The organism is Comamonas aquatilis, from assembly GCF_965139575.1.
Classification (GTDB): domain Bacteria; phylum Pseudomonadota; class Gammaproteobacteria; order Burkholderiales; family Burkholderiaceae_C; genus Comamonas; species Comamonas aquatilis.
In genome coordinates, this window is the sequence record NZ_CBCSIW010000023.1 from 27,979 (window position 1) to 41,062 (window position 13,084).

Genomic DNA, 13,084 nt, shown 5'->3' on the forward strand with positions numbered 1-13,084 from the left:
ACGACACGTGATTCTGGATGGAAAGCTGGACGCATCGGTACAAGCCGCCGCCGCCGCCCTGCAAAACGGGCAACTGCTGGGCTTGCCCACCGAGACGGTTTACGGTCTGGCCGCCGACAGCGACAACGATGCTGCCGTGGCGCAAATCTTTGCCGCCAAGGGCCGGCCAGCCAACCATCCGCTGATCGTGCATGTGGCCGACGCCGGCGCCATCACCCGCTATGCCAAGCAGGTACCGGTCTTTGCCCAGCAACTGATCGACGCGTTCTGGCCGGGGCCACTTACCTTGATCCTGCCGCGCCTGCCCCAGGCCGCCAAGGCGTCGACCGGCGGTCAGGACAGCGTGGGCCTGCGCTGCCCGTCCCACCCCGTGGCGCACGCCGTGCTCAAAGCCTGCCAGCAGCTCCAGCCCCCGGTCTGGGGTGTCTCCGCCCCCAGCGCCAACAAGTTCGGTCGCGTCAGCCCCACCACGGCCCAACACGTAGCCACCGAGTTTGGCGACGAGTTGCTGGTGCTGGACGGCGGCGCCTGCGAAGTCGGCATTGAATCAACAATAGTGGACTGCACGCGCGGCGTGCCCGTGCTGCTGCGCCCAGGCTCCATCACGCGCGACGACATCCAACGGGCTTGCGGCTTGCGGCCGCTCTCGAAAGATGAGCTTCCAACGCATACTCCACGTGCGTCAGGCACGCTTTTGGCGCATTACGCACCGAATGCCAAAGTGCGGCTCATGGACGCCAAGCAACTGCAATCGGCGCTGGACATTCTGGGCCGCGAAGGCAAGCACATCGCGGTCTATCACCGCAGCCCGCTGAAGTGCGCATCCCCGGCCATCACGCTACGCGCCATGCCCCAGCAGGCCTTGGAAGCGGCCCGCGAGCTGTTCGGCATGTTGCGTGACTTTGACGAAATCGGCGCCCAGCTGATCTGGATCGAAACCCCACCCGACACGCCAGCCTGGGAAGGCGTGCGCGACCGCCTGCAGCGCGCCGCCGCAGCGGGTTGAACCGCCAAAAGCCGGCTCTTTAGCTAAATTCAAAGTAAAGATACAAATTTTTATTCGTTTTCTTTATTAGCAGCTTTCTCTAACCTTTGATGCATCAACTGCAACATCAAAGGTCAGAACCATGGGTACCCGCCGCGACGCGATTGGCAAGCTTCTCTTCATCAGCTCGGCTTCTCTGGGCCTCGCGGCCTGCTCCCGCTCGGACAACTCGGCAAGCAGCTCGCCCTCGGGCAAGCTGGCCCAGAACGGCAGCAAGGTCGTGCCGTTCAACTACCCGGACAACCCGTCTTTCGATCTGATCTATCTGGCCGACCGCCTGGGTTATTTCGAGGGCAGCTCCACCCGTCCCAACTACATAGGCAAGGTCGCCGCGCCGCAGATCATTCCCCTGGTGGGCACGGGCGACATCCACTTTGGCGCCCGCATGGTGCCCCTGGTGATTTCGGCGATTGCCGCCGGCGCCGATATGAAAGTGATTGCCGCCGGCAGCAAGACGCTGCAGGAAGCGCCGCACATGAAGTACTTTGTGCGCAAGGATTCCGCCATCCGCACGCCCAAGGATCTGGAAGGCAAGACCATTGGCTTCAACAGCTTTGGCGCTTGCGCGGAGTTCGTCTCCAAGACCTATTTCCGCGAGCATGGCGCGGATGTGAACAAGATCAATTTTCTGGTCGTTCCCGACAACCAGAACGAGCAGGCCGTGCTCAGCAAGAACGTGGATCTGGCCATCATCCACCCGCCACACTCTGGCGGTGCCGAGGCCAACCCCGAGCTGCTGCGCCTGTGGAGCGATTACGACCTGGACCGGGGCCTTGGCGGCATGTCGCCCTATAGCGTCAACGGCAAGTTCGCCCGCGAGAATCCGCAGGCGGTGCGCGATGTGGTCACGGCCATCGCCAAGGCCGGCAACTGGGTCAACGCCCATACCGACGAAGCGCGCCAGTACACAGCCGAGCGCCTGGGCATGGAGCTCAGGCATGTGGAGCGCTATGCCTATGTGGACGACCAGATCATCACCGAACCGCCCATCCAGTACTACATCGACGTGCTGGAGCGCGAAGGCAAGCTGCAGCCGGGCAAGGTCTCGGTCAAGGACGTGTACACCAACGAATTCAACCCCTTTGCCAAGGGAACGACGGCATGAGCGGGAGCCCTGCCATCAAGATCCAGGCACGCGATGTGCGCATGGACTTCTCCATTGCCGATGATCGAGGGCGCAAGCAGCAGATCTCGGCGCTGCAGGACTTCAATCTCGACATTCGAGAAGGCGAGTTCTTCACCATCCTGGGCCCTTCGGGCTGCGGCAAATCCACGTTTTTGAATGTACTGGCCGGCCTGGCCCGCAAGACGGGCGGCAGCATAGACATAGACGGGCAGGCAGCCAGCGGCATCAACCGCCAGCAAGGCGTGGTGTTTCAGGGCTATGCGCTGTTTCCCTGGCGCAACGTGCTGCAGAACATAGAGATGGGGCTGGAGATTCGCCAGGTGCCGCGACGCGAGCGCCGGCAGACGTCCGAGCATTTTTTGCACCTGGTGGGACTGGACGGTTTTGGCCACCGCTATCCGCATGAGCTGTCCGGCGGCATGCGCCAGCGTGTGGCGATTGCGCGTGCGCTGGCCTACTCGCCCAGCCTGCTGCTGATGGACGAGCCTTTCGCCGCGCTGGATGCACAAACCCGTGAAATTCTGCAATCCGAGCTGCTGCGCATCTGGGAGCAGCACAAGACCACCATCGTCTTCATCACCCACAGCCTGGATGAAGCGATTTACCTGTCGGACCGCATGGCGGTGATGACGCACCGCCCCGGCCGCATCAAGTCCATTCTGGAAGTGCCGCTGGCCCGCCCCCGGCCTGCGGAAATCCGCCACTCGCCGGCTTTTGTGCAACTGCGCGAGCAGGCTTGGGACATTCTGCGCGACGAGGTCGCCTTCGCCAGCGGCCACCGCCAGCAACCTCTGGCACCCATCACGCCCAGCGCCCCCGACTATTCCCTGGCCTTGCGAGGATTTGCCGTATGACCGAGTCGACCGCCCCGGCAAGCCCCCGCGCCGCCCTCACCTTCCGCTCGGGCCTGGATTTGTGGAAATTGAGCGCAAAGTGGTTGGAGCGCCTGACTTGCCTGCTCTTGTTTTTTGCAGTCTGGGAGTTTCTGCCGCGTGCCGACATCGTCAGCTCGGCCTTTCTGAGCCCGCCTTCTGCCGTGTTGGCCGCCATCGCCCAGCTGATAGAAACCGGACAGCTGAACAAGCACATCTTCGCCAGTCTGCAGCGTTCGCTGGCGGGCCTGTCCCTGGCCATTCTGGCCGGCGTGAGTCTGGGCCTGCTGATGGGTGTGATACGCCGCTTTGAAGCCTTCGTCGATCCTCTTCTGCAGCTGTTTCGACAGGTCTCGGCTCTGGCTTTGTTTCCGGTATTTCTGCTGTTCTTCGGCATTGGCGAAGCCTCCAAGATCGCCATCATTTTCTGGGCGGCTTTCTGGCCCGTACTGCTCAATACCATCAGCGGCGTCAAGCAGGTGGAAAAGCTGCTGATTCACTCGGCGCTGTCCATGGGTGCCACACGCGGCTTCATCTTCTTCAAGGTCATCTTGCCGGCCGCTGCGCCTTCCATCTTCACTGGCATTCGCTTGGCCGGGGCCTACTCCATCACCGCCTTGGTGGCGGCTGAGATGATAGGTTCGCATGCGGGTCTGGGCTTTCTGACGCTGAACTCGCAGGAGATCTTCCAGATTCCCAGCATGTATGCCGGCATCGTACTGCTAGCCTTGCTGGGTCTGGCGCTCAACTATGTGCTGGCCTTGCTGGAAAAGCGGCTGACGCGCTGGCGCAACGGGCTGGAGTTTCATGAGTAAGCGCAGCCCCGTCAGCACGGCGGCTGCGGCGCTCTCCTGCACTGCGGCGGTGACGGCCGTGGCTCTGGCTTGTTTCTGGCCCTCGCTGCCCGCACACTCCAGCGCCAGACCCGGTCCGATACTGGCGCAGGCACAGCAGCAAGGCGTGCTCAAGCTGACTTTGCGCAGCTATTCGCGCCCCTCGCTGCCCCATGATCCGCTGCCGCCGGAGCCGGATGTGCTCGATCAGGCCCTGGCCCAGTGGCTGGGCCGGCAGCTGGGCGTGCGCGTACAGCTGACATCCGTGCAACAGGCAGATATCGCGCTGCAAGGCATGCGTTTTGAAAACGCCGCCCCGCAGACCGCAAACAGCTATGCCGAGCCCGGTCTGCAACTGGTGTCGCTCAAGCAGCAAGCGGCGCGCTGGCGCAGCTTTGCACCCGGCTACTGGCAGTTGTTCGAGCCAGCGGCGCGCAAGACCACGGCCGGCCCCAGCGTATGTCTGGGCCAGGGCCTGGCTTCGGCCCAGTCCCTGCTGGCCCGTGGCTTGCAGCCGCAGATAGCACCGTCGTCCATTCACGCCATCAGCGACTTTCTGGTCGGCCGGTGCGATTTGCTGGCCGATACGCCGGCCGTCATCACCCGTTTGTTGACGCAGCCATCCTGGCGCTTTTATGCCCGGCTGGGCCAGCACTTTGCACCCGATACGCAGGCCGACATCACGCTGCGCAGCAAAGATGAGCAGTCGGCCCAATGGCTACAGCAAAGCCTGCGGCAATGGCGCGCCAGCGGCCAGCAGCAGCAGGCGTTCAACAACCGTGTGAGCACGATTGCGCTGGAAGCGTCGTTGCTGGAAGACGGCGCCATCTGCCACTGATGGCAGACCTGGCTTCTTCAGATTCTTGATTGTTTCCCCATGTTCTCTTGCGCCTTCAAAGACGTTCTCTCCACCGTCGAAAAAACCGCGATTGCCCGCGACCGCCAGGGCGGCCACGCAGCACATGAAAAAGCGCTGCTGCGCGATGCCGGCCTGCTGCGTCTGGCCGTGCCGCTTCAGCATGGCGGCGACGAGCGCAGCTGGCCCGATATTTACCACCACATCCGCGCCCTGGCAGCGGTAGACAGTGCGCTGGCCCATGTGCTGGCCTTCCACCAGCTACAGGTCGCCACGGTGCTGATCTATGGGTCGCCACAGCAGCAGCACGGCTGGCTGAGACGCACCACGGATGAAAACGGCTGGTGGGGCAATGCGCTCAATCCGCGCGACACACGGCTGCAAGCTCAACCTCTGGTCCACACGGCCGCAGCGCCAGGCTATGAACTCAATGGCACCAAGGGCTTTTGCTCGGGCACGCGCGGCTCCCACTACCTGACCGTATCGGCCCGTGTAGAAGGTCATTCCCAGCCGGTGCTGGGCTTGCTCGAAACCGCCGCCCCCGGCATTGCCGTCAAGGACGACTGGAACCCCATGGGCCAGCGCCAGACCGATAGCGGCTCCGTGCAGTTCACCCAGGTGTATTTGCCCACCAGCGCCGTAATGCGCGATGAAGCGGCCAGCACCAGCGCGTTCCACACCTTGCGCAACTGCCTGGCCCAGCTGGTGCTGGTCAATCTGTTTGTGGGCGTGGCCCAGGGCGCGCGCCAACAGGCCCGTGACTATGCGCTGCAGCATGCCAAGCCCTGGATGGGATCCACCGTGGAGCGCGCCACGGACGACCCCTATCTGCTGCGCCGCATGGGCGAGATGCAGGCCCAGATCTCGGCCGCCGCGCTGATGGCCGATCACGCGGCCGCACTGCTGCAAAAAGCCTGGCTTCAAGGTGACAGCCTCGGCAGCCAGGAGCAGGCAGCAGTGGCGATTGCCGTGTTTGAAGCCAAGGTCATGGCGCACCGCAGCACGCTGTTCGCCACACAGGAAATGTTTGATGTGGTGGGCTCGCGCGGCACGCATGCCGATCTGGGCTTTGACCGCTTCTGGCGCAATGTGCGCACCCATACCCTGCACGACCCGCTGGACTACAAGCTGCAGGCCCTGGGCCGCTGGGCCGTGTATGGCGAAGAGCCTTCGGCGCTGAATTACAACTGAGCAACCCATCACGCAAAAATCCGGGCACAGCCCGGATTTTTCTGCTTGCTGCCAAGGCGTTTAGAAGCGGTAGCCCACGCCCAACGAAAACACATTCGGGTTGAGCTTGACACTGATGCTTTGACCCGAGGACAGATGGATCCTGGTCTTCAGAAAGCTCTTGGAATAGGAGGCATCCACAAACCAGCGCTCGTTGAAGTTGTAGACAAAGCCCAGCTGCGCCAGCACGCCGAATTTGTCGTCCACCTTGGCCGTGGTCGGGTTGGCCTGGGTGCCGCCGGTCAGGCCGTTGAGCGTGGCCGTGGTCTTTTCACCAAAGAAGTGGGCATAGGTCACGCCCGCTGCCACATAGGGCCTAAAGCTGGCATTGGCCGCGTTGAAGCGGTACTGCAACAACAGCGTGGCAGGAATCGCCTTGGTGCTGCCTAGCTTGCCCACACCGGCAATCGCGCCATCGCCCACCAGATCATGCTTGAAAGGCGTTGCCAGCGGCACATCCAGGGCCAGGTTGTCGGTCAACATATAGGTGATGCCGCCTGACAGCTGGGTGCTGCTCTTGGCATCGACCTTGGTGTTGGGAAACGACGGGGCCGACAGATTGCCGCTGTCCACATCGGGGGCCAGATGGGTGACGCCCACCCGCCCCAGCCAGGAGCCTGCCGTCTGGGCATTGGCCAGGCCACAGGCTGCCAGTGCCGCCACGGCCGTCGCGATCCGCATGGTGTTTTTCATAGATGTCTCTCCTTGTTGTTATTGCGGATCGTGATTACAGCCAGCCCTTTTGGGACAGCGAACGCGCAACCAGCTGGCTTAGCTGCTGGTGGCCGTAAGGCGTGGGGTGGAAGCTGTCGGCAAACACATGGTGCTGCCACCAGTCGGGGCTGGGCTTGCCGGGCGTCGCACTCAGAGCGGCGGCCGTGCAGGTGGGGAAGGTATAGGTGGGCAGACCGCTACCGTCCACGCCGGTGACAGGGCAAACCGGGTCCTTCACATTGTCGAAGTCGTACTGGGCAGGGTTGCTGATCTGGCTCTTGAACTCGGTGTAGAAATCGACCAGGGCCACCTGGGATTGACCGGACAGGCTGGCCGCCAGCTGGGTGTTGAACACCTGCACCAGGGAGTCGAAAGCGGCTTCCTGCTTGGCGGCGGCGGCAGCGCCCGTCTCACCGCCACCGGCGGCCTGGGCAATGCTGGCCAAGACCATCTGAAAGCGTGGCGTCTTGGTGATGGCAGGAACGTTCAACACCGCCACCCGTGTGGCGCCCTTGGCGATCACATTCTGCGCAATGGATCCGGCCAGGGTCTTGGCCAGGGTCTGGAGATAGGCTCCAGCGGCAAGGCCGGCAAACTTGGATGCATCGCCCCCGGCCTGCGTCATCAGCGCCGTGGACGTGCCCGGCGCCTTGGAGTCCAGCCAGGCCACCATGGCATTGAGCGGCTGCGAATTGCCCCTGGCGGCAGCAATCAGTGCGCCGATCACATCCGCAGCATCATTGGCACCGCCATCGATGATGACCAGATCATCGGCGCCGAATCCCGCCTTGGATGCCGCCTGAATCTGCACCAGCACCGACTTCGGCGATGTCGGTGCATCCAGCGGATTCACACGGCCGCCGCCCACCGCATAGTTGGTGCAGCTGGCGACCTCCTGGTATGTCGTCAGATTCTCGTCGCCCGCGCGATAGTGGGCACACAAGCTCTGGCTGAACTGGTCGGCAATGCGCTCGGGCCAGATAGGAGTGGAACCGGCACCGGTGGGAGCCGAGCCCTGCACCGTGAACTTGAAGCCGAAGGTGCCGCTGTCCGCAAGGCTGTCACCCATGACCTTGACCGAAGTCACCTTGGCCTTGGGGGTGGTATCTGCACCGCCACCGCCGCCACAGGCTGCCAGCAGGCCGGCGGTTGCCAGTGCGGCAACCAGGAGTTTGAGTTTGCTTGCCAAGATGAGGTCCTCCATCGTGTTGTTAATAGCACGGTCGTGCTTTTTCGATGTGACGCCATCCTAGCGACTCTCAATGCCAAACACACGTCGGGCAAACACTGAGAGCTGCTTGACGATTTCCCGCGCGGAACCGCAGGAAAAATACAGGGTTGCGCAGGCACCCAAGCCCGGCGCCTGGCAGTCTGATTACTGCGCGGCCGTCCAGTCGATCAGCGCATCCCAGGCCGCTCGCGCGGCGCCGGCATTGGCGTGGTTGGCCATGGCCACCAGCACATAGCGGCGGCCGTTGGCACCATCCACATAGCCAGCCAGTGCGGTGGAGTCGCGCAGCGTGCCGGTCTTGAGGTGGGCCGCGCCGGCGTATTTGCTGTTGCTGCGACGCAAAGTGCCATCGACGCCGACGATGGGCATGGAGGCCATGAATTCCGGCATCACGGGCGAGGCCCAGGCGCTTTGCAGCATCAGACCCAGGCCGTTGGCGGTAATCGCGGCGTTGCGGCTCAGGCCGGCGCCGTTGTCCACGGCAGGCAGATCGGTAGCGCCCCAGCGCGCTTGCCACCACTGGGCCAGGGCCTGGCGCGAAGCCTCGAAGCTGGCCACGCCGGTGCGCTGCATGCCCAGGGTTAGAAACACATGCTGGGCCATGATGTTGTTGCTGTATTTGTTGATGTCGCGCACCACTTCGGACAGCGAGGGCGATTCGCTCTGGAACGCCGGCTGCAGCCCGGCCGGCACCCGGCCGTCGCGCACGCTGCCGGTGAGCTTGCCGCCCAGATCGCGCCACATGCCTTCAATCGCCTTGGCCGCAAAGCGCTCGGGCTGGGCCGGGGCAATCGACCAGCTTTTGTCGCCGCACTGCGCCGGGTAGGCTCCCAGGAAGGCAATGCGCTGCGGATCGTTCATGTCCAGCTGCATCTTGCTGCGCCAATCGCCACAATCAGAATTGGGAGCAGCCAGCGGCACTGTTTCCTGATTGTTCATGCCGAACATGGGTGGGTCGTATTGGATACGGGCAACACCAGCTCCCGAATCAGGAGCAATACTCAAAGCCAAAGCCTTGTAATTGACCAGCAGTGCATCGGGCGAGGCGTTGTAAGGCCGCCAGGGTTCGTTGTCGAAAGTGGCGGCATTGTGGGCATCCAGCTGAAAAGCGCTGCGGTCCAGAATGATGTCGCCCACGATGACCTTCACGCCCAGGCCTTGCAGGCGGCGCAGCATCAGCCACAGACGCTCCAGCACCAGCTTGGGATCGCCCTGGCCCTGAATGTAGAGATTGCCGCGCAGCGCGCCGTTGTCCACAGCACCGCCCAGAAACACCGGCGTGCGCCACACATAGGCCGGGCCCAGCTGATCCAGCGCCGCATAGGTGGTGACCAGCTTCATGACGGAAGCCGGGTTCATGGACTGGTGCGTGCGCCATGCCAGGCGGGGCGCGGATTTGCCGTCCACATCCATGACCAGCAGCGACACGGCATCGCGCGGAATCTTGGCGCGGGCCAGTGCCGCATCCACCGCCGCCGGAATGCGGGTCTCGGGCGTCTGCGCATTCGTCTGCGCATGGGCCAACGGCATCTGCGCAAAAAGCGACAACAGGGGCAGGCTCAGCGCGGCCAGGGTGTGGCGAAGAAGGGACTTGTGGTTCAGCATGGGCCGCAAGTCTACGCCGGGCCTCGACAGGTCGGGCCGCGTCAGGCCGGGCATTGCCCGCGCCCCTGGCAGGCCGGGGGCTGGCATCCGATAATGTCGGGCTAAGCCTGTCTGCACCTGTGCACATGCATTGCGCGATCATTCCGCGCACCGAACCAGCGGCCTCGCCATGAATTTTCTTGCCCTAGACACCAGTACCGATACCCTTTTTGTTGCCGTCCAGCGTGGCGACGCCATCTGGCAGTACAGCGGTCCTGGGGCGCAGCAATCCTCATCCCAGCTGCTGCCCGCGATTCGCCAGCTGATGAGCGAAGCAAGTCTGGCCTTCAAGGAGCTGGATGCCATCGCCTTTGGCCGCGGCCCGGGCTCCTTCACCGGCCTGCGCACGGCCTGCGCCATCACCCAGGGCCTGGCTTTTGCCGCCAAAGTACCGGTGCTGCCCATAGATACGCTGCTGGCCGTGGCCGAGGAAGCGCGCCAGCTGCACGGCTGCAACCAGGTCATGGCGGTGCTCGATGCCCGCATGCACGAGGTCTACCATGCCCCGTTTAGCTATGAAAACGGCGACTGGATCGTCCCCGAAGACTTTGGCCTGTGCGCCCCCGAGGCGCTGCAGGTGCCCGCAGGGCTGACGGTGGCCGGCAATGCCCAGCCTGTCTACCCCGAGCAACTGGCACCGCAGGCTGCGCATGTATACGCCGCTCCCACGGCTACCGCCTTGCTGCGCCTGGCCCCGGCCCTGTTGGCAAAAGGCTGCGCCGTACCGGCCGAGCAGGCCCTGCCCCGCTATATCCGCGATAAAGTGGCCAAAACCACGGCAGAACGCGAAGCGGAAAAACGGGCCGCCCAGCTGGCCGATACACCCGCCACTCCCACACCATGAGCCAAGCCCCCAGTCACATCGATCACGCAGCGCTGCAAGACCAGGCGGCGTCTCTGGTGCATTTCGAGCCGTTGTCGGCGCTATGGCTTGATGTGCTGCTTCCAATCGAGGCGCAAGCCTACTCCCATCCCTGGACACGCGGCAACTTTCAGGATGCCATGGTGGCCGGCTACGAAACCCAGTTGCTGGTGGACGAAAACCACCAGCTGCTGGGCTATTTTGTGGCCATGACGGTGCTCGATGAGGTGCATTTGCTCAACATCACCGTCAACCCGCTCTACCAACGCCAGGGCTGGGCCCGAGTCATGCTCGATGCCTTGTCGCTGTGGGCACGCCAGCAGAATGCGCAGTGGCTGTGGCTGGAAGTGCGGGCCAGCAATACCCGCGCCCGCGCGATTTACGCCTTGCATGGCTTTGCCGAAGTCGGCCAGCGCAAGAACTACTACCCCACCCCCGAGGGCCCGCGCGAACACGCGGTGCTGATGAGTCTGAAGTTATGGCCATGAACCTGGACGCCCGCCAGCGGGCCATGCTGGAAGCCATGGGCATTACCGTCTGGCTGCCCGAGCAGGCGCTGGAAGTCACGGCTGTGGCTGCCCCGGCAGCTGCTGCCTTTGAAAGCCCGGCTGCCGCTTCGGCAGTGGCCGCAGTTGCTCCTGTAGCCCCGCGTACCGAGCCAGCAGCACCAGTCCACAGCCCGGTGCCGCCCATGGCAGAGCAGGCCATGCCTGCTCCGGCCGCAGCGCCGGTGGCCAGACCGGCACCCGCTGCCACCCGCCCCGGCACGCCGATTCAGGGCAGCAGCACGCGTGCGCCGCAACGCTATGTGCAGCAGCCGGCCGCTGGCCCGGCGGGCGAGCCCGGCCTGGGCTGGAAGCTGGGCCAGGCTCAGCTGGTCTACCCCGATGCAGCACAGCCGGCCGCGCAAGGCGGCTGGCTGATCTTGCTGGAGCCGCCTGCCAATCCGTTGCCGCTGACCCCTGATCAAAAGCCCGGCCCCGGCAGTGCGCAGACCGCGCTGCAGGGCGATGCCGCCAAGCTGCTGGACAATATGTTGCGGGCTCTGAATCTGCAGCAGCACCCGCGCGTCTACAGCGCGGCACTGCTCCGCGCCGCGCCCGATGCCGATCTGAGCCAAGCCGAACCCGTGCAACCGGCGCTGCAAGCGCTGCTGCAGCAACTGCGCCCAGACTGCGTGCTGGTGCTGGGTCTGGCCGGCGCCCGTGCCGTGCTGGGCCGCCATGATGCGCTGGGCCGCCTGAGGGCCGAACCCCATCGCATTGCTGGCGTGCCCACCGTCGTCACCTACGACCCCAATTACCTGTTGCGCGCCCCCCAGGCCAAGGCCGGTGCCTGGGCCGATCTGTGTGCAGCCCAGGCTTTGGCGACAAAATGATGACAAAGCCGCTTGGCCTGCATACCCGCTATGCCATGCATGGCAGCAAAGCATGCTGCAGTGCAACGTAGCATAATCAGCCACTTCTGATTGACGAAAGATCTCCGTGGAAGCCTACCCCAGTTGGTAGCTTTCAACTCCCGGTCGGACTGAGGGGTTGAAAGCGCCCCCCAATCCCTGCAAAAACCGCAAACCACACCGGGAGTGAGCTGATGCTCAACATCTTTACGCTGGCCAATGGCCGTCTGGTTCAGGAAGAAATCGAATCCCTGGCCGATCTTGAGCGCTTTCAGCCCATCTGGGTCGACCTGGAATCGCCCACCCTCGAAGAAAAGCGCTGGATCAAGCAGCACTACGAACTGTCCATCCCCGAAGACGCGATGGATGACGACATCGAGGAGTCGGCGCGCTTTTACGAAGAAGACAACGGCGACCTGCACATCCGCAGCGACTTCTTGATCGACGATATCGAAGACCCGCGCTCGGTTCGCGTGGCCTTCATCATCAATCAGCACAACAAAAACCTGCGCAGCTGCGGCGTGCTGTTCTCGATTCACGATGAAGACGTGCCCGTGTTCCGCCTGCTGCGCATGCGGGCACGCCGCGCGCCGGGCCTGATCGACGAGGCCAAGGATGTGCTGCTCAAGCTGTTCGACGCCGATGCCGAATACTCGGCCGATACGCTGGAGCGCATTTACGACGATCTGGAAAAAGCCAGCCAGCAGGTGCTTTCCGGCGATGTGACCGACGATGCCGCCAAGGACGTGCTGGGCGCCATCGCCCGCCAGGAAGACTTGAACGGCCGCATCCGCCGCAATGTGATGGATACGCGCCGCGCCGTGAGCTTCATGATGCGCTCCAAGATGCTCAACGCCGAGCAGTTCGAGGAAGCGCGCCAGATTCTGCGCGACATCGAGTCGCTGGACAGCCACACGGCCTTTCTCTTCGACAAGATCAACTTCTTGATGGATGCCACCGTCGGCTTCATCAACATCAACCAGAACAAGATCATCAAGATCTTCTCCGTGGCCAGCGTGGCCCTGCTGCCGCCCACGCTGATCGCCAGCGTCTACGGCATGAACTTCCAGTTCATGCCGGAGCTGAACTGGGAGTACGGCTACCCATATGTGGTCGCCCTCATGGTGGCCAGCGCCCTGGGGCCCATGCTCTACTTCCGCAAGCGCGGCTGGCTGAAATAAGCCTGCATTCGCATCTACGTCGCTATCAAAGAGCAAGCATCAGGCGCTTGCTCTTTTTTATTTTCAGATCGAATTTCATCTGAAATGCTTTGAA

At 63.3% G+C, this 13,084-nt stretch carries 13 protein-coding genes; 10 read left to right on the plus strand and 3 right to left on the minus strand.

Annotated elements, in window-relative coordinates; translation table 11 throughout:
- Positions 1–7 precede the first annotated feature (7 nt).
- The 6 genes from ACNAZA_RS19445 to ACNAZA_RS19470 all read left to right on the plus strand — a co-directional run bounded on the left by ACNAZA_RS19445 (position 8) and on the right by ACNAZA_RS19470 (position 5,923).
- Positions 8–1,006, plus strand: coding sequence for an L-threonylcarbamoyladenylate synthase (locus ACNAZA_RS19445; RefSeq protein ID WP_415798160.1), 999 nt, complete (start codon positions 8–10; stop codon positions 1,004–1,006).
- Positions 1,007–1,127: 121 nt separating this feature from the next.
- Positions 1,128–2,150 carry an ABC transporter substrate-binding protein gene (locus tag ACNAZA_RS19450; RefSeq protein ID WP_415798161.1) on the plus strand — a complete coding sequence of 341 codons (1,023 nt, stop codon included), beginning with the start codon at positions 1,128–1,130 and terminating at the stop codon, positions 2,148–2,150.
- Positions 2,147–3,025 (plus strand): ABC transporter ATP-binding protein, encoded by an 879-nt coding sequence (locus ACNAZA_RS19455; RefSeq protein WP_415798162.1) that lies wholly within the window; start codon positions 2,147–2,149, stop codon positions 3,023–3,025. Before ACNAZA_RS19450 ends, ACNAZA_RS19455 begins: the two co-directional genes overlap by 4 nt.
- On the plus strand, positions 3,022–3,858 hold the full coding sequence (locus tag ACNAZA_RS19460) for an ABC transporter permease (RefSeq protein ID WP_415798163.1): 837 nt from the start codon (positions 3,022–3,024) through the stop codon (positions 3,856–3,858). Before ACNAZA_RS19455 ends, ACNAZA_RS19460 begins: the two co-directional genes overlap by 4 nt.
- A complete protein-coding gene (locus ACNAZA_RS19465; RefSeq protein ID WP_415798164.1) occupies positions 3,851–4,714 on the plus strand; it encodes a hypothetical protein in 864 nt (287 codons plus the stop codon). The genes ACNAZA_RS19460 and ACNAZA_RS19465 overlap by 8 nt, the downstream gene beginning before the upstream one ends.
- Before the next feature lie 39 nt (positions 4,715–4,753).
- A complete protein-coding gene (locus ACNAZA_RS19470; protein WP_415798165.1) occupies positions 4,754–5,923 on the plus strand; it encodes an acyl-CoA dehydrogenase family protein in 1,170 nt (389 codons plus the stop codon).
- Positions 5,924–5,983: 60 nt separating this feature from the next.
- On the opposite strand, the gene ACNAZA_RS19475 is transcribed toward ACNAZA_RS19470, so the two are convergent.
- From ACNAZA_RS19475 to dacB, 3 genes are all read right to left on the minus strand, one after another.
- On the minus strand, positions 5,984–6,655 hold the full coding sequence (locus ACNAZA_RS19475; RefSeq protein ID WP_415798166.1) for an OmpW/AlkL family protein: 672 nt from the start codon (positions 6,653–6,655) through the stop codon (positions 5,984–5,986).
- Between the two features lie 34 nt (positions 6,656–6,689).
- Positions 6,690–7,865 (minus strand): SGNH/GDSL hydrolase family protein, encoded by a 1,176-nt coding sequence (locus tag ACNAZA_RS19480; protein ID WP_415798167.1) that lies wholly within the window; start codon positions 7,863–7,865, stop codon positions 6,690–6,692.
- A 186-nt stretch (positions 7,866–8,051) separates the two neighbouring features.
- Positions 8,052–9,512 carry a D-alanyl-D-alanine carboxypeptidase/D-alanyl-D-alanine endopeptidase gene (gene dacB, locus ACNAZA_RS19485; protein WP_415798168.1) on the minus strand — a complete coding sequence of 487 codons (1,461 nt, stop codon included), beginning with the start codon at positions 9,510–9,512 and terminating at the stop codon, positions 8,052–8,054.
- Between the two features lie 169 nt (positions 9,513–9,681).
- Here dacB and tsaB point away from each other — a divergent pair, with 169 nt between their 5' ends.
- The 4 genes from tsaB (at position 9,682) to corA (ending at position 12,990) form a co-directional block, all read left to right on the plus strand.
- Complete coding sequence (gene tsaB, locus ACNAZA_RS19490) at positions 9,682–10,395, plus strand: tRNA (adenosine(37)-N6)-threonylcarbamoyltransferase complex dimerization subunit type 1 TsaB (protein WP_415798169.1); 714 nt, start codon at positions 9,682–9,684, stop codon at positions 10,393–10,395.
- The gene (gene rimI, locus ACNAZA_RS19495; RefSeq protein WP_415798171.1) at positions 10,392–10,901 is read left to right on the plus strand and encodes a ribosomal protein S18-alanine N-acetyltransferase; all 510 of its coding nucleotides are present in this window, start codon (positions 10,392–10,394) and stop codon (positions 10,899–10,901) included. Before tsaB ends, rimI begins: the two co-directional genes overlap by 4 nt.
- The gene (locus ACNAZA_RS19500) at positions 10,892–11,791 is read left to right on the plus strand and encodes a uracil-DNA glycosylase family protein (RefSeq protein ID WP_415798172.1); all 900 of its coding nucleotides are present in this window, start codon (positions 10,892–10,894) and stop codon (positions 11,789–11,791) included. Before rimI ends, ACNAZA_RS19500 begins: the two co-directional genes overlap by 10 nt.
- A 212-nt stretch (positions 11,792–12,003) precedes the next feature.
- The gene (gene corA, locus ACNAZA_RS19505; protein ID WP_415798173.1) at positions 12,004–12,990 is read left to right on the plus strand and encodes a magnesium/cobalt transporter CorA; all 987 of its coding nucleotides are present in this window, start codon (positions 12,004–12,006) and stop codon (positions 12,988–12,990) included.
- Positions 12,991–13,084 lie beyond the last annotated feature (94 nt).